The 15,814-nt window shown below is 71.7% G+C and carries 12 protein-coding genes; 7 read left to right on the forward strand and 5 right to left on the reverse strand.

What is annotated here, in order from left to right:
* Window positions 1–4: 4 nt before the first annotated feature.
* Window positions 5–1,510, reverse strand: coding sequence for an MFS transporter (locus MHY30_RS05295; RefSeq protein ID WP_239275760.1), 1,506 nt, complete (start codon window positions 1,508–1,510; stop codon window positions 5–7).
* A 79-nt stretch (window positions 1,511–1,589) separates the two neighbouring features.
* Here MHY30_RS05295 and MHY30_RS05300 point away from each other — a divergent pair, with 79 nt between their 5' ends.
* Entirely contained in the window at window positions 1,590–2,657 is a 1,068-nt protein-coding gene (locus MHY30_RS05300) for a low specificity L-threonine aldolase (RefSeq protein ID WP_239275762.1), read from the forward strand.
* A 58-nt stretch (window positions 2,658–2,715) separates the two neighbouring features.
* Here the strand turns inward: MHY30_RS05300 and MHY30_RS05305 are convergent, their stop codons facing one another.
* Both MHY30_RS05305 and MHY30_RS05310 read right to left on the reverse strand, forming a co-directional pair.
* On the reverse strand, window positions 2,716–4,638 hold the full coding sequence (locus MHY30_RS05305) for a M3 family metallopeptidase (RefSeq protein ID WP_239275764.1): 1,923 nt from the start codon (window positions 4,636–4,638) through the stop codon (window positions 2,716–2,718).
* An 86-nt stretch (window positions 4,639–4,724) separates the two neighbouring features.
* On the reverse strand, window positions 4,725–5,345 hold the full coding sequence (locus MHY30_RS05310) for an NUDIX hydrolase family protein (RefSeq protein ID WP_239275766.1): 621 nt from the start codon (window positions 5,343–5,345) through the stop codon (window positions 4,725–4,727).
* A gap of 145 nt (window positions 5,346–5,490) precedes the next feature.
* Here MHY30_RS05310 and MHY30_RS05315 point away from each other — a divergent pair, with 145 nt between their 5' ends.
* From MHY30_RS05315 to MHY30_RS05335, 5 genes are all read left to right on the forward strand, one after another.
* A complete protein-coding gene (locus MHY30_RS05315) occupies window positions 5,491–6,159 on the forward strand; it encodes an alpha/beta hydrolase (protein ID WP_239275768.1) in 669 nt (222 codons plus the stop codon).
* A gap of 189 nt (window positions 6,160–6,348) precedes the next feature.
* The gene (locus MHY30_RS05320; RefSeq protein WP_239275770.1) at window positions 6,349–7,941 is read left to right on the forward strand and encodes an ABC-F family ATP-binding cassette domain-containing protein; all 1,593 of its coding nucleotides are present in this window, start codon (window positions 6,349–6,351) and stop codon (window positions 7,939–7,941) included.
* 86 nt (window positions 7,942–8,027) lie between these two features.
* Window positions 8,028–12,701, forward strand: a complete 4,674-nt coding sequence (locus tag MHY30_RS05325; protein WP_239275772.1) for an ATP-dependent helicase — start codon at window positions 8,028–8,030, stop codon at window positions 12,699–12,701.
* Window positions 12,694–13,470 (forward strand): DNA-formamidopyrimidine glycosylase family protein, encoded by a 777-nt coding sequence (locus MHY30_RS05330; RefSeq protein ID WP_239275774.1) that lies wholly within the window; start codon window positions 12,694–12,696, stop codon window positions 13,468–13,470. Before MHY30_RS05325 ends, MHY30_RS05330 begins: the two co-directional genes overlap by 8 nt.
* A gap of 209 nt (window positions 13,471–13,679) precedes the next feature.
* Complete coding sequence (locus MHY30_RS05335; protein ID WP_239275776.1) at window positions 13,680–14,087, forward strand: transferase; 408 nt, start codon at window positions 13,680–13,682, stop codon at window positions 14,085–14,087.
* Between the two features lie 211 nt (window positions 14,088–14,298).
* Here the strand turns inward: MHY30_RS05335 and MHY30_RS05340 are convergent, their stop codons facing one another.
* The gene (locus tag MHY30_RS05340) at window positions 14,299–14,688 is read right to left on the reverse strand and encodes a DUF1304 domain-containing protein (RefSeq protein ID WP_239275778.1); all 390 of its coding nucleotides are present in this window, start codon (window positions 14,686–14,688) and stop codon (window positions 14,299–14,301) included.
* 211 nt (window positions 14,689–14,899) lie between these two features.
* On the opposite strand from MHY30_RS05340, the gene MHY30_RS05345 reads away from it, so the two are divergent.
* A complete protein-coding gene (locus MHY30_RS05345) occupies window positions 14,900–15,439 on the forward strand; it encodes a LysR substrate-binding domain-containing protein (RefSeq protein WP_374204590.1) in 540 nt (179 codons plus the stop codon).
* A gap of 15 nt (window positions 15,440–15,454) precedes the next feature.
* Here the strand turns inward: MHY30_RS05345 and MHY30_RS05350 are convergent, their stop codons facing one another.
* Window positions 15,455–15,775, reverse strand: a complete 321-nt coding sequence (locus MHY30_RS05350; protein ID WP_239275782.1) for a hypothetical protein — start codon at window positions 15,773–15,775, stop codon at window positions 15,455–15,457.
* Between the last annotated feature and the right edge of the window lie 39 nt (window positions 15,776–15,814).

Raw genomic sequence — 15,814 nt, forward strand, 5'->3', positions numbered from 1 at the left:
GACGTTACGGTGTCGTCGTCGTGTCGGGGGCGGGCTGGTCTCCGTATGCTCCGGCGTCGGGAACCCCTCCGGCCCGGGCCGCGAGTGACGACGCCTCGTCCGAGACCGGTGGCGTGACGGTCGGCGTGTCGGCGGTGCCGTCCGCCGGGGGTGTGGACGGCGTCCGGTACTGCGTGGACAGCACGCGGTACGAGCGCGTGAGGAACGCTGCTGCTCCCGCGATCACCATGATGAGCCCGGCGATCACGAACACCAGGGCGATGCCGCGCCCGATGCCGTCGCCGAGGAGCCAGCCCCACGTCGCGCGGCCGTCGGCGGCGTCCATGTAGGGGATGATGACGAACTCGGCGATGGGGGCGATGAGGAACGCGGTGATGGGCGCCGCCGCCGACTCGAAGGCCGCCGCGAACCCGAAGACGCGCCCCTGCGTCTCGAAAGGGACGACCTTCTGGATCACGGTCTGCTCGGCGGCTTCGACGGCGGGGATGAGAGCCATGTAGACCCAGATGCCGGCGACGTAGAGCCACCACCAATCGCGCAGCGTGAAGACTGCTCCGAGCAGCCCCATCGCGATGACGATCCACAGCATCGTGCGGATGGGATTGCGGCCGAGACCGAACTTGGCCACCATCGCACCGCCGATGATGAAGCCCGTCGCGGTCACGCCGAGCACCAGCCCCCAGACCTCGACCGGAAACAGTTGCAGGCCGTAGGGGTCCATGAGCGCGAGGTAGACCCCGCCGATGAGGTTGTTGAAGGTCGAGAAGATCAGCAGCGCGAAAAGTCCGCGGGCTGCGCGCACGGCCCGGATCGCCCCGCGCACGTCGACCGCGGGCCCGCGCTCCCCCGTGGTCTTCGGGCGCTCCTCGGGGATGCGGATGGTGAGGAGGTGGATGAGGGCCGCGAGGGTCAGGGCGATCGCGATCGCGAGCGTCCACCCCATGCCGAGCTGCCCGACCGACAGCCCGCTGAAGACGCTCGTCACGACGAAGGACAGGCCCTGCACCGTGCCGACGAGCCCGTTGGCGTTGGCGCGACGGTCTTCGGGAACCAGCAGCGTCACCGTTGTCGAGAGGGCGATGTTCCGCATGTTCTCGATCACGGCACCGGCCAGGACGACGCCGGAGAAGATCCAGAACCACGGCCCACCCAGGTCGAGCAGCGCGCGCTCGGGGAAAGCGAGCCACAGGGCGCCCGCCACGAGGAACGCCGCGAGGGTGACGACCCCCGACACCACCATCACTCTGTGCTTGCGATGCCGATCGACGATGGTGCCGAAGAGCATCGCGAACACCGCGAGCAGGAGCATGTAGGCGCCGCCGATGATGCCGGTCGCCAGCACCGACCGCGTCTCGAGATACACCCAGAACGTCAGCGCGAACCACAGGAAGCTCGTCGTCACGTTCGCGGCGGCGGTGTTGACGAGCACCCCGAGGAACGCTCGGCGCCCGGCCGCCGGCTCCACGATCGGTGCGCTCGCGGGAGCGGGAGAGGGCGACGTCTCGGACATGCCGCTCACGTTAGTCACCCCCTCCGACATCGGCCAGGGTCCCCGCGTCCGCGGCGCGCGCGGTGACTACGCTGGACGAGTGACCCCCTTGCATGACACGGCCGTGCGCGGCTTCGCATCCGACAACTACTCCGGCATCCACCCTGACGTCCTCGCCGCGATCGCGGCGGCCAACGAGGGGCACCAGGTCGCCTACGGCGAGGACGTCTACACCGCCCGCCTGCAGGAGCTGTTCGTCGGCCTGCTGGGTGAGGGGGTCGAGGCGTACCCCGTCTTCAACGGCACCGGTGCGAACGTGGTCGGCCTGCAGTCGATGCTTCCCCGATGGGGTGCGGTGATCTCCGCTTCCACCGCCCACATCAACGTCGACGAGGGCGGCGCTCCCGAGCGCGTGGGGGGGATCAAGCTGCTCACCGTCCCCACCGACGACGGAAAGCTCACCCCCGACCTGGTCGACCGCGAGGCGTGGGGATGGGGAGACGAGCACCGCGCGCAGCCGCTCGTCGTCTCGATCACGCAATCCACCGAGCTCGGCACCCTGTACACCGTCGACGAGATCCGTGCCCTCGCCGATCACGCGCACGGGCACGGGATGCGGCTCCACATGGACGGCGCCCGCATCTCCAACGCCGCCGCCGCGCTCGACGTGCCGCTGCGGACCTTCACCCGTGACGCCGGGGTCGACGTGCTGAGCTTCGGCGGCACCAAGAACGGCGCCATGATCGGCGAGGCCATCGTCGTCCTCGACCCCGAGGCATCCACCGGCCTGACTTATCTGCGCAAGCTCGACATGCAGCTCTCGAGCAAGATGCGGTTCGTCTCAGCGCAGCTGGTCGCCCTGCTCGAGAACGACCTGTGGCTGCGCAACGCCCGCCACTCCAACGCCATGGCCCAGCGCCTGCGCGCCGGTGTCGAGGCGGGGCTGGCCGACGGTTCGATCCGCGGAGTGGAGTTCACGCAGCCGACGCAGGCCAACGGCGTGTTCGCGACGCTCCCCGCGGGTGTCGCCGATCGCCTGCGCGAGAGCTTCCGCTTCTACGACTGGGACGAGCTGCGTCGCGAGGTGCGCTGGATGTGCTCGTTCGACACCACCGAGTCCGACATCGACGCGTTCGTCGCCGCGATCGCTCGCGAGACCACGCGCTGAACTCCCGCGCGAGCGAGGGCCGTGGCATCCCGATCCGGATGCCACGGCCCTGCGCGTCTCACTCGCCGGAGAGCCAGGCGGCGTAGGCGTCGAACGACGTCTCGCGGCCGAGGAACCCCGCGACGAGATCGCGGGCGTCGCGCGTGCCGCCCGGCTCGAGGATCTCGCGCCGGTAGCGGGTGGCCGTCTCGACGTCGAACAGGTCGTCGCCGAAGGCCGACAGCAGGTCGCGCGCGATCACCAGGCTCCACTGGTAGGTGTAGTAGCACGCGCCGTACCCCGTCAGGTGCCCGAAGCCCGCGTACGAGTGCGCGCCGTCGAGGGGCGCCACGGGGCTCGCCGCCCGGTAGTAGCCGTCGACCGCGGCCGCGAGGTCGCTGGGCCGGTCGACGTGCAGGCGGTACGACGTGGTCGCGTGGCCGAGCTGGCGCGTCACCTCGAGACCGCGGCCGAAGCCGTCGGCGGTGCGCATGCGCGCCACGAGCTCGGCGGGGATCGGCTCCCCGGCGTCGTTGACGGCGAAGGATGCCAGGGCCTCGGCATCCCATGCCCATTCTTCGAGCAGCTGGCTGGGAGCCTCGACGAAGTCCCACTCGGTGGCCACCCCGGTCCACCGGCCCCACCGCTGGTGTCCGCCCAGAATGTCGTGCACGAGGTGGCCGAACTCGTGGAAGAAGGTCACCACCTCGTCGTGCTCGAGCAGCCCGCGCGAGAAGTTGCACAGCAGCACCGATTCCGGCAGCGTGCGGCCGGTGATGCCGGGGGCGAGACCGAAGCACGCCGCGTGGCTGTACTTCCCGTCACGGGGGTGGAGGTCGAGGTGGATGCGGCCGAGGCGCTCGTCACCGCGGACGACGTCGTACGTGCGCACGTCGGCGTGCCACGACGGCGCCTCGACCGGGACGTACTGCACGTCGAGCAACCGCGCCGTCGTGGCGAGGACGCCCTCGAGCACCCGGTCGAACCGGAAGTACGAGCGCACGAGCTGCGCGTCGACGTCGTACTCCTCGCGCTTGAGGGCGCTGAGGACGTACCAGAAGTCGGCGATCGTCACCCGGTCGGCGCCGGGCTCGTCGCGTCGCAGGCGGTCGAGGACGCGCGCGTACTCGGTCGCAGCCGCGGGGGCGGCGGCATCCGCGATGCGGGTCAGGAACGAGGCGACGGCGGCACTGGAACCAATCATGCGGGTCTCGGTCTCGAAGTCGGCCCAGTCGCCGTACCCCAGGAGCGCGGCTCGCTCAGCGCGGACGGCGAGCAGTTCCGCCAGCACCGGCTCGTTGTCGGGCCAGGCCAGGTCGTTGTACGCGCCCATGAGCGCGTGGCGCACCGATCGATCGCGGGCGTACTCGCGCACCGGCATGAGGTCGGTGTACTCGGTCGTGAGGGTCACCATTCCCTCGTCGTCCGCCGGGTGCGCGTCGATGAAGTCCGCGGGAAGTCCGTCCAGCGCGGTGGCGGGCACGCGGATCGTCCGGCGACCCTCGCGGATGTTGCGCGAGAACGTGAGCGACAGCGCGGTGTCGCGATCGGTCAGTTCGCGCACGCGCTCGCGGTCGGCATCCGCCAGGTCGACGCCGCCGCGCCGGAAGTCGCGCTGCACGTGCGAGAGGAAGCGCAGCTCGTCGGGTTCGAGGTCGGCCGCGTCGGCGTCGGCGAAGACGCGCCACAGGTCTCGGTCGAGGAGCCGGCGCGACTGGGCGGCATCCACGGCCTGCGCCTGCTTCTCGGCGGCGTCGCGCACCGCGGGGTCGGGGTGCGATTCGCTGAGGAGGTGCGAGGGGGCCGCGGCTTCGGCGAGCGCGATGTCGGCCTCGTTCCACAGGGCGAGCCGGTCGCGCAACGACAGATCGGGCTCGGCGATCAGGCGCGCATCGATCGCGGCGACCCGGTCGAGCCGCTCGGCGGGCCGTTCTTCGGCGAAGCGGCGCCACTGGTCGAGGTCACGGGGCAGGGAGAGGGGGTTCAGGGGGGAATCCGGCATCCTTCGACCCTAGGCAGGGTCCGGGGAGGCCACAACGGTCGGGGCCGACGACCGTGGGCAGCGGACCCCCGTGTCCGCGCGCGGGGTCAGCGCAGGGCGCCCACCGAGGCCAATCCGAGCCGGATGAGCGTGCCGCGCCCGCCCTCCATCTCGGCGGACAGGGCGTCGGATGCCGCTTCCTCGGGCGAGAGCCACGTGACCTCGAGCGCGTCCTGACGCGGCTCGCACGTGCCCGTGACCGGGACGACGAAGGCCAGCGACACGGCGTGCTGCCGGTCGTCGTGGAACGCGCTGACACCGGGGAGGGGGAAGTACTCGGCGACCGTGAACGGTGCCGGCTGCGGCGGCAGCAGCGGGAATGCCATGGGACCGAGGTCGTTCTCGACGTGACGGAAGAGCGCGTCGCGCACGGTCTCGCCGTACCGCACGCGGCCCGAGACGAGGGTGCGCGTCATCTCGCCGAGGGGCGTGGCCCGCAGCAGGATGCCGACCTGCGTCACCGCGCCCATGCCGTCGGTGCGGACCGGCAGCGCCTCGACGTACAGCATGGGCAGGCGCCGACGCGCCTCGGCGAGTTCGACCTCGCTCAGCCAGCCGGGGTTGGTCTGCGATCCGGGGCCCGAGGGCGCACCGGAGAACGGCGTCGAGAGCGGCTCGCGCTCGTCGCCGTTGTCGCCGGGATCGGGGTCGGGGGTGCGCACGGGCATGCTCCCTGTATATCAACCGGCCGGAGCGATGCCTACGCGCCGGGCGGATGCGAAGCGGATGCCGAGAAGGCGGTGGCGCGGCGGAGCGCGGACGCGGGACGTGCGCGAGGGGCGCCGTGTCGGGGGCCTTTGCGACAATGGCGGCATGAGCGAGCGTCCGATCCTCGACCCGTCCGTCGTCCGCTGGTCGGTGCCGCCCGACGAGATCGGCGACCGCCCGGTGCTGCTCCTCCTGCACGGGTACGCGGCCGACGAACACGATCTGTTCGGACTGGTCCCGTACCTGCCCGACGGCTTCGCGATCGCGAGCGTGCGCGCACCGCTCACACCGCCCTGGCCGACGCCGGGGGCCTCGTGGTACCCGATCGAGGGGCTCAACGGTCGGGATCCGGCGGCCATCACGCTCGCCGCGGAATCCCTGCTCGCGTGGATCGCCGATCACCTGGGCGACCGCCCGGTGGGACTGCTCGGCTTCTCGCAAGGGGGCGCCGTGGCGGTGCAGACGCTGCGGGTCGCCCCCGACGCCGTGGAGTTCGCGGTCGTGCTCGCCGGCTACGCGGCCGGCGGTGAGCTCCCCGGCGATGCAGTGCTGGCCGCGCGCCGCCCGCCGGTCTTCTGGGGACGCGGTTCGCGCGACGACGTCATCCCGCCCCACCTGATCGACATGACCGCGCAGTGGCTGCCGCTGCACAGCGAGCTGACGGGCCGCGTCTACCCGGGACTGACGCACTCGGTGTCCGAAGACGAGCTGGCCGACGTCCGCGCGTTCCTCGACGCGCGTCTGACGAACCGTCCGGTGTCCCGCGAGGGTTGAGAAAGGGCGGGCCCGACGGCTATCGTGGGCAACCCCTGGTCCCGAGAACGAGGTCTCCTCCGGTGAAGAACGTCGACGCTTCCGCGCCCCTGTCCGCGCGCTGACCCGTCGACCCGCCGTTTCTCGGCCGCCCTCCGCGTACGCGGACGGGTCCGGTGTCCGCGCACCCCGCGTTCCCGGAGTCCCGTCATGCCCTCTTCCTCTCCGTCCCTCGTCTTCGATCGGGTCCACCACGTCTGGCCCGACGGCACCGTCGCGCTCGATGGCCTCTCCGGCGCACTTGGCCCCGGGCGCACCGGTCTCGTCGGCCGCAACGGTGCCGGCAAGTCGACGCTCCTGCGCGTCGCCGCGGGGCTGCTCGCCCCGACCTCCGGCCATGTCGCGGCCTCGGGCCCCGTCGCCTATCTCCCGCAACGTCTGACCGCCGACCCGCGGCTGCCGGTTTCGGCGCTTCTCGGAGTGCAGGCCGCGCTCACCGGCATCCGGGCGATCGAGGCGGGGGACGCCGACCCCCGCCATTTCGACGCCGTCGGCGACGATTGGGACGTCGAGGCGCGGGCGCAGGCCCTGCTCGCCGAAGCGGGACTCGCTCCGGACGCCCTCGATCGCACCGTCGAACAGCTCTCCGGGGGTCAGGCCGTGCTGGTGGCGCTCGCGGGCCTGCGAGCCCGCGCCGCCGATATCGTGCTCCTCGACGAGCCGACGAACGACCTCGACCGCGAGGCCCGCGCACGGGTGAGCGACATGGTGCGCGACTGGCCGGGCACCCTGGTCGTCGTCAGCCACGACGTAGGTCTTCTGGAGCAGATGGATGCCACGGCCGAGCTGTTCGAGAACAGCCTGAGCGTCGTGGGCGGGCCCTACAGCGCTTGGCGGGAGCACCGTGACGCGGAGCAGGATGCCGCACTGCGCGCCGAGCGCGACGCCGCCCGCACGCTGCGCCGGGAGCGCCGCGAACGCATCGAGGCGCACGACAAGCTCGCCGCCCGCGCCCGGACCGCACGCCGAGCCCAGGCGGAGAAGCGCGTGCCGGGGATCGTCGCGGGGCTCCGTGCGAGCGCCGCCGAGGTGAGCGCGGGCCGTCTGCGCAGCGAGTCGCGGGGAAAAGAGGACGCCGCCCGCGCGGCGCTGGCCGAAGCCGCCGCGAGGGTGCGCGACGACGACACCGTGCGCATCGACCTGCCCGACCCGCAGAACGCCGCGGGGCGGAGGCTCCTCGCGATCGCCGACGCGGAGCGCGAGTGGATCGTCACCGGCCGGGAGCGCGTGGCGCTGGTCGGGCCCAACGGCGCCGGGAAGACCACGGTGCTGCGACACCTCGTCCACGGCACGGATGGCGCCGCATCCGTCCGCGCCCGGGCGAGCACCGACCGCATCGGATATCTGCCGCAGCGGCTCGACGTCCTCGACGATGCGGCATCCGTGCTCGAGAACGTCCGGGCCGGAGCACCCGCCGTCCCGGTCGCCGAGCTCCGTGACCGCCTCGCGCGCTTCCTGCTCCGCGGCGACGCGGTGGCACGGCCGGTGTCGACGCTGTCGGGCGGCGAGCGATTCCGCGTGGCGCTCGCGCGGGTGCTGCTGACGGATCCGCCGCCACAGCTGCTGGTGCTCGACGAGCCCACGAACAACCTCGACCTCGACACGGTCGATCAGCTCGTGGCGGCGCTGCGCGCGTATCGCGGCGCGGTGCTGGTGGTCAGCCACGACGAGGCGTTCCTGGACCGGCTCGACCCGGATCTGCGGCTCGAGCTCGTCGATGACGCGCTACGGGAACTGCCGTGACCGCCTCCTCGGCGCACCGCGGGGTTCCGCGACCAGCGAAACGTCAAGCCGCCCACGATGTCGGAGGTCCGGGAGAGGATGTCGGCATGGCCGACGTTCTCGACAGGTTCGGTCCTGCGACGCAGGACTGGTTCCGCGGTGCGTTCTCGGCGCCCACGACGGCCCAGAAGGGCGCGTGGGAGTCCGTGGCCTCCGGTCGCAACGCCCTCGTGGTGGCGCCCACCGGATCGGGCAAGACGCTGTCGGCCTTCCTCTTCGCCATCGACCGCGTGTTCCGCGAGAAGACGCCCGCCGTGCCCGAGGCCGCTCCGCCGCGCCGGGGCCGTGGCGCCGCGAAGAAGCCGGCGAACACCGCGCGCACCCGAATCCTCTACATCTCTCCGCTGAAGGCTCTCGGCGTCGACGTCGAGCGCAACCTCCGCTCCCCCCTGGTCGGTATCGGGCAGTCGGCGCGGCGCCTCGGCATCGACGTCCCGTCCGTCACGGTGGGCGTGCGATCGGGCGACACCAGCTCGAGCGATCGCCGCAAGCTGGTCACCGACCCGCCCGACATCCTGATCACGACGCCCGAGTCGCTCTACCTCATGCTCACGAGCCAAGCGGCCGAGACGCTACGCGGGGTGCACACCGTGATCATCGACGAGGTGCACGCGGTGGCCGCGACCAAGCGCGGCGCTCATCTCGCCGTGAGCCTGGAGCGACTCGACGCGCTCCTGGACGCGCCGGCGCAGCGGATCGGGCTCTCGGCGACGGTACGTCCGATCCACGAGGTCGCCCGCTTCCTGGGCGGCGCGCAGCCCGTCGACATCGTCGCCCCGAAAGCGACCAAGGCGTTCGACCTGTCGGTCGTGGTTCCCGTCGACGACATGCTCAACCCGCCTCCTCCGCCCGGCGCTCCGGCGCCCGACGACGCCGGCGACGGCGAGTGGTTCTCCGAACGCCCCGAGAGCACCGAGATGGCCGGCTCCGTATGGCCCCACGTCGAGGAGGCGATCGTCGACCGCATCCTCGAACGGCGCTCGACGATCGTGTTCGCCAACTCCCGACGCCTCGCCGAGCGGCTGACGGGACGCTTGAACGAGATCTACGCCGAACGTCAGGGCATCGACGTCCCCGAGCCGACGGTCCCGGCGAGCATGATGGCCCAGGCCGGGTCGTCCGCGGGGGTCGCCGCGATCCTGGCCAAGGCGCACCACGGCTCGGTCTCGAAAGAGCAGCGCGCCCAGGTCGAAGACGAGCTGAAGTCCGGCGCCCTGCGCTGCGTCGTCGCCACGAGCAGCCTCGAGCTGGGTATCGACATGGGCTCGGTCGATCTCGTCATCCAGGTCGAGGCGCCACCGAGCGCGGCATCCGGTCTCCAGCGCGTGGGGCGCGCCGGCCACCAGGTGGGCGAGGTGAGCCGAGCGGCGCTGTTCCCGAAGCACCGCAGCGACGTGCTGCACACCGCCGTCGTCACCGAACGCATGCTGTCGGGGCGCATCGAGGCGATCGCCGTGCCGCAGAACCCGCTCGACATCCTCGCGCAGCAGACGGTCGCGGCATCCGCCCTCGGCTCGATCGACGTCGAGGAGTGGTTCGAGACGGTCAAGCGGAGCGCGCCGTTCCGTTCGCTCCCCCGATCGGCCTACGAAGCGACGCTCGACCTGCTGGCCGGGCGCTATCCGTCTGACGAGTTCGCCGAGCTGCGCCCGCGCCTGGTCTGGGACCGCGACGCGGGGACGCTCACCGGACGACCGGGGGCGCAACGCGTCGCCGTGACCAGCGGCGGCACCATCCCCGACCGCGGCCTGTTCGGGGTGTTCGTCGCCGGTGAATCGCAGAACGCCCGCGTCGGCGAGCTCGACGAAGAGATGGTCTACGAGTCGCGCGTGAACGACGTCTTCACCCTCGGCACCACAAGCTGGCGCATCGTCGAGATCACGCACGACCGCGTCAACGTCGTGCCCGCGTTCGGACAGCCCGGCAAGCTGCCGTTCTGGCACGGCGACGGCCTCGGCCGGCCCGCCGAGCTGGGCGAGGCCCTGGGCAAGTTCTCGCGCGACCTCGCCGGAGCCGATCGCGCCAAGGCCGAAGCGCGGTTGCGCGAGTCGGGGCTCGACGACAATGCCATCACCAACCTGCTGGCCTACCTCGCCGAACAGCGCGAGGCCACCGGGAGCCTCCCGACCGACCGCACGCTCACCGTCGAACGCAGCCGCGACGAGGTGGGCGACTGGCGCATCATCCTGCACTCGCCGTACGGCATGCAGGTGCATTCGCCGTGGGCTCTCGCGGTCAACGCACGCATCCGTGAACGCCTGGGGGTCGAAGGCGCCGCCGTCGCCAGCGACGACGGCATCATCGCCCGCGTGCCGGATGCCGCGGCCGAACCGCCCGGTGCCGACCTCTTCGTCTTCGAACCCGACGAGCTCGAGCAGATCGTCACCGACGAGGTCGGCGGGTCGGCGCTGTTCGCTTCGCGCTTCCGCGAGTGCGCCGCGCGCGCGCTGCTTCTGCCGCGCCTGAACCCCAACCGGCGTTCGCCGCTGTGGCAGCAACGCCAGCGATCCGCACAACTGCTCGAGGTCGCTCGACGGCATCCGTCCTTCCCGATCATCCTCGAGACCCTCCGCGAGGTTCTGCAGGACGTCTACGACCTCCCCGCCTTGTTGCGCGTCGCCCGGCAGATCGGCGAGCGCCGCATCCGCCTGGTCGAGACGACCACGAGCCAACCCTCGCCCTACGCCCGCGATCTGCTCTTCGGCTACGTCGGCGCGTTCATGTACGAGGGCGACTCGCCTCTGGCCGAGCGTCGCGCGGCGGCCCTGTCGGTCGACCCGTCGCTGCTGAGCGAGTTGCTCGGCAAGGTCGAGATGCGAGAGCTCCTCGACCCCGAGGTCATCGCGCAGTTCGAACGCGAGGCGCAGCGGCTCGATCCGGACCGCCGGGCGCGGGGCGTCGAGGGGGTGGCCGACCTTCTTCGTCTGCTGGGTCCTCTCGACGCGGGCGAGGTCGCTCAGCGCCTGGATGCCGAGGCGGATGCCACCGCCGAGGCCTCGGCGCACCTGCAGGCCCTCGTCGACGAGCGCCGGGCCATCCCGGTCACCATCGCGGGGGTCTCTCGCATCGCCGGGATCGAGGACGCCGGGCGCCTGCGCGACGCTCTCGGCGCCGCGCTCCCGGTCGGCATCCCGAACGCCTTCCTCGAACCGGTCGCCGACCCGCTGGGCGACTTGGTGGCTCGCTACGCCCGCACGCACGGCCCGTTCACCACCGACGCCCTCGCCGAGCGTCTCGGCGTGGGCGTCGCCGTCGCGCGTCTGACGCTGCAGCGACTCGAGTCGCAGGGGCGCCTGGCGAGCGGCTTCTTCCTGCCCGAAGCGGCCGACGGAAGCGGCGACGACACCGAATGGTGTGACGCCGAGGTGCTGCGTCGGCTGCGCATGCGTTCGCTCGCGGCGATCCGCGGCAGCGTCGAGCCGGTGCCGCCGTCGGCGTACGCCCGCTTCCTGCCGGTGTGGCAGCACGTGACCCGTCCGCTGGAGGGGGTCGACGGCGTGCTCGCCGTGGTCGAGCAGCTCGCGGGCGTGCCCATTCCGGCGAGCGCGTGGGAATCGCTCGTGCTGCCCTCCCGCGTCGCCGACTACACCCCCGCGCTGCTGGACGAGCTGACCGCCACGGGAGAGGTGGTGTGGTCCGGTCACGGCACGCTGCCCGGTCGCGACGGGTGGATCGCCCTGCACCCGGCCGAGGCCGCCCCCTACACGCTGCAAGACCCCGACGATCCCGCCGATCCCGCACCGGACTCGCTCGAAGCGCGTCTGCTGGCCGCGCTGGAGGGCGGCGGCGCCTACTTCGCCGCTCAGCTGAAGCAGCTGGTCGCTGCCGAGAACGAACAGTCCGTCAACGACGCCCTGTGGGCGTTGACGTGGGCGGGGCGCGTGACGAACGACACCTTCGCGCCCGTGCGCGCGCTCCTGGGCGGCGGCGGGCAGGCGCATCGTGTCGCCCGCCGCGCACCCCGCGCGCGGATGTACCGATCGGCGACGCTGCCCCGGGCGACGTCGGCACCTCGCCCGCCGTCGCTGGGCGGGCGGTGGTCGCTGCTTCCGGAACGCGAACCGGATGCCGCCGCCCGCGCCACGGCCACGGCGAGCCTGCTGCTCGACCGCTACGGCGTCGTCACCCGGGGCGCGGTGCAGTCCGAGGGCGTGCCCGGCGGGTTCGCGCAGGTCTACCGCATCCTCGCGGGCTTCGAGGAAGCAGGACACTGCCGTCGCGGATACGTCATCGAGAAGCTCGGTGCCGCGCAGTTCGCGGCGTCGGCCACGGTCGACCGGCTGCGCGAGTTCGCCGCTGTCGCCGACCCGCCACCCCTGCGGGCCGTCACGCTCGCGGCGACCGACCCGGCCAACCCCTACGGTGCGGCGCTGGCGTGGCCCGGGCTCGAGGGCGTGAGCCACCGTCCCGGGCGCAAGGCCGGAGGCATCGTCGTGCTCGTCGACGGCGAGCTGACGCTGTACCTCGAGCGCGGCGGGCGCAGTGCCCTGGCATTCAGCGAGGACGAGACGCGTTTGCAGGCCGCGGCGCGCGATCTGGCCGACACCTCCCGTCGACGCCGGCTGGACACCCTCACGGTGGAGCAGGTCAACGGCGAGTTCGTGTACGGCACAGCGGTGGGACGCGCGCTGCGCGAGGCCGGGTTCGTGGAGTCGCCGCGCGGCCTGACGCTGCGCCGCCTCACCGCCGGCGACACTCTTCGAGAGGCCGCGCGTGCCTGAGGGCGACACCGTTCACCGCGCCGCGGCGAAGCTCTCCTCGGCGTTGAAGGGTCGCGCCGTGACCCGCTTCGACATCCGCGTCCCCGGCAGCGCGACGGCCGACCTGCGCGGTGAGACCGTGCACGAGGTCGTCGCCCGAGGCAAGCACCTTCTCGAGCGCATCGGGGCGTACACACTGCACTCGCACCTGAAGATGGAGGGCCGGTGGGACGTCTACCGCCCCGGGGAGCGATGGCGACGCCCGGCCTTCAAGGCGCGCGCGATCGTCGGCGTGACGGGGGCCGAGACCGTCGGCTTCGACCTCGCGATGGTCGAAGTGCTGCCCACGGCGGAGGAAGACCGTGTCGTCGGGCACCTCGGCCCCGATCTCCTGGGGCCCGACTGGAACGAGGCCGAGGCCGTGCGTCGCGTCGCCGCCGACACCCGCCCCGCCCACGTGGCTCTTCTCGATCAGCGCAACGTGGCGGGTTTCGGCAACGTGTACGCCAACGAGCTTCTCTTCGTGCGCGGCGTCCACCCGATGACCCCCGCCGCCGATATCGACGTACCGGCCGCCATCGCCCTGGGTCACCGGATGATCCATGCGAACCTTCCGCGTCCCGAGCGCACCTTCACGGGAGACAATCGTCCCGGGCGACGCATGTGGGTGTACGGACGTGCGGGCGCTCCCTGCCGTCGATGCGGAACGCCCATTCGCGCCTCGGCGCTCGGCGCCACGGCAACGAGCGAGCGCGACGTCTACTGGTGTCCCACCTGTCAGCCCGAGTGAACTGTTTCCGCCTCCGCTGTCAACCCGCCGTCGCCGGACGCCATTGCGTGCGACAACGGTGGAAGACAAATTGGCGCAAGCCGGAAATTCTGTAATCCAACGGGAATCCGCCGGAGCGTCCGCAACGAACAACCATGCACGGGAATGAGTTGGTACCCGAATCGGTTGTCACAGAAGTCGGCTCACCCGAGAGCCGATCGGAGGGGATCGTGGGAAAGAACTACATCGACATCGAAAACGACCACGGCGAGACGCTGCGCTATCGCAAGCACGTCAACGGTCGAGGGCTCGTGGCGCACGGCGCGAAGGTCCACCCGTCGGCACTCGTGGAGAACGGCGCTTACGTCGAACCCGGTGTGCAGATCGCGGCGGGGGTTCGCGTCGGCCGCGGTGCGTGGATCGAGTCGGACGCCGTGATCGGCCCGGAGGCGCGGATCGAGCCGCACGCGCACATCTGCTCGGGTGCCGTGATCGGCGCGGGCGCGCACATCGGCGTCCGCACCCAGGTCGGGACGAATGCGCGCGTCGCGGTCGGTTCGCTGATCGGAGACGACGAGGTCATCAACGACGGGGAAGCCGTCGCCACCGACCGGCGAGGTCTCCGACTGGCCGCGTGAGGCCCCGCGTCGAGGCATCCACAGCCCGCACGTCTCTTCGGAGCGTGCGGGCTTTTCTTGTGCCAGACGAATTGCCCGCCACCCATCGGGCGAATTGTGGCAGCGCCGAGGGTGAATTTGATTCGACGTCGAGGAATTCACGCGCGGTGAATTCATTCGACGTCGAAGAATTCTTCGCCGGTATTTCGACGTCGAAGAATTCGACGGGCGGTCAGGCCAACAGCGTCAGGACGAATCCCACCGCCGGCAGCGTGCCTTGGATCACCGCCGGCCGGAGGTACTTCGCCCCGGACGTCGTGAGCACGAGGGCGGCCGCGACCATCGAGCCCAGCGAGAAGAGCAGCAGCGTCCGTCCCGCGACATCGCCCGTGCCCGCGACCGACCACAGCACGACCCCGATCCCCGCACCGACGGCGAGGAAGAGGTTGTAGAAGCCCTGGTTGTACGCCATCGGACGGGTGATGTCAGCCGCCCCCTGATCGGCGACGCCGAAGCGCTTCCACACCCGAGGCCTCGTCCACAGGACGCTCTCCATCAGGAAGATGACGACGTGCAGCAGGGCGGCGAGCCCCGCGAAGATGAGAGCCAGGATGCCGATCATGCGCTCACGTTAGCCTGGGGTCATGGCGAAGAGCGGCGGAAGCGGTGCCCGCGGGTCCCGCGGGGGTGTACGCCGTCCTCGATCGGGGGCGACCGCGCGCCCCACACGGAAGGCCACACCGAAGCCTTCTCCGACGCCCTCACCGACGCCGGCGGAAGAGCCTCGCACGTTCACTCTCGGTGCGGTCCCGGGAGCGACCCCCGGCAAATGGATCGGTCTCTGGCGCGAACGGATGGCCCACGTCCCCCTGGAACTCCGCGAGATCAGCGTGGCGACGCAGCGCAACGCTCTCGCCGAGGTCGATGCGGCGCTGGTGCGTCTGCCCGTCGAGAACGCCGACGAGCTGCACGTCATCCCCCTCTACGACGAGCTGCCCGTCGTCGTGATGTCGACCCAGTCGGCCCTCACGGCCGCCGACGACGAGGTCACCCTCGCGGATCTCAGCGGCGAGGTCGTGATCGTCCCCGCCGACGACGTGCTGACCGTTCGCATCCCGGATGCCGCCATCCCGGCCTTCGCCCCGCCGGCCGACACCGCCGAGGCGATCGCTACCGTGGCCGCCGGGATCGGGGTGGTGATCGTGCCGATGTCGCTCGCGCGCGCGCATCAGCGTCGCGACGTCGAGTACCGCGTCCTCCGTGACGGTCCGACCTCGACCGTCGCGCTGGCCTGGCCCCGCGACGCGACGACCGACGACGTCGAGACGTTCATCGGGATCGTCCGGGGCCGTACGGCGCGCTCCTCGCGCTGAGAGCGCGCGACGCCCTCAGCGCGTGTTCGTGCGGCGCACCTCGTCGACCGTCGCTCCCCCGCGCAGGCCGCGAGTCCGCGCACGGCGCAGAACGGCCTCGGCGTCGACAGGCGCTCCCTCGACGAGGGCACGCAGATCGACGCGCACCGGCGTGGGCAGACGCTTTCGCTCGCGGTCGCGCCGCGCCGCGGCCGCCGCTTCCGCTTCGTCGACCTCGTCGCCGGCGAGCGTGCGCACCTGTAGCCCGCAGTCCAGATCGGCGGCGGCGGCACGGAGGAGTGTCACGACTTCGCCGAGATTCTCGACGTCGGTGACGAGCAGAGTCGAGCTGGTCATGTCCCCATTGTCGCGGGGAGTCACAGGGAGCGGGGCCGT

It is taken from the genome of Microbacterium sp. ACRRU (assembly GCF_022346945.1).
Classification (GTDB): Bacteria; Actinomycetota; Actinomycetes; order Actinomycetales; family Microbacteriaceae; genus Microbacterium; species Microbacterium mcarthurae.

Coding starts and splice junctions, on each gene's coding strand:
- MHY30_RS05340 (WP_239275778.1), bottom strand. CDS start 14,688: ATGATCGGCATCCTGGCTCTCATCTTCGCGGGGCTCGCCGCCCTGCTG.
- MHY30_RS05325 (WP_239275772.1), top strand. CDS start 8,028: ATGGCCGACGTTCTCGACAGGTTCGGTCCTGCGACGCAGGACTGGTTC.
- MHY30_RS05295 (WP_239275760.1), bottom strand. CDS start 1,510: ATGTCCGAGACGTCGCCCTCTCCCGCTCCCGCGAGCGCACCGATCGTG.
- MHY30_RS05350 (WP_239275782.1), bottom strand. CDS start 15,775: ATGACCAGCTCGACTCTGCTCGTCACCGACGTCGAGAATCTCGGCGAA.
- MHY30_RS05315 (WP_239275768.1), top strand. CDS start 5,491: ATGAGCGAGCGTCCGATCCTCGACCCGTCCGTCGTCCGCTGGTCGGTG.
- MHY30_RS05320 (WP_239275770.1), top strand. CDS start 6,349: ATGCCCTCTTCCTCTCCGTCCCTCGTCTTCGATCGGGTCCACCACGTC.
- MHY30_RS05310 (WP_239275766.1), bottom strand. CDS start 5,345: ATGCCCGTGCGCACCCCCGACCCCGATCCCGGCGACAACGGCGACGAG.
- MHY30_RS05305 (WP_239275764.1), bottom strand. CDS start 4,638: ATGCCGGATTCCCCCCTGAACCCCCTCTCCCTGCCCCGTGACCTCGAC.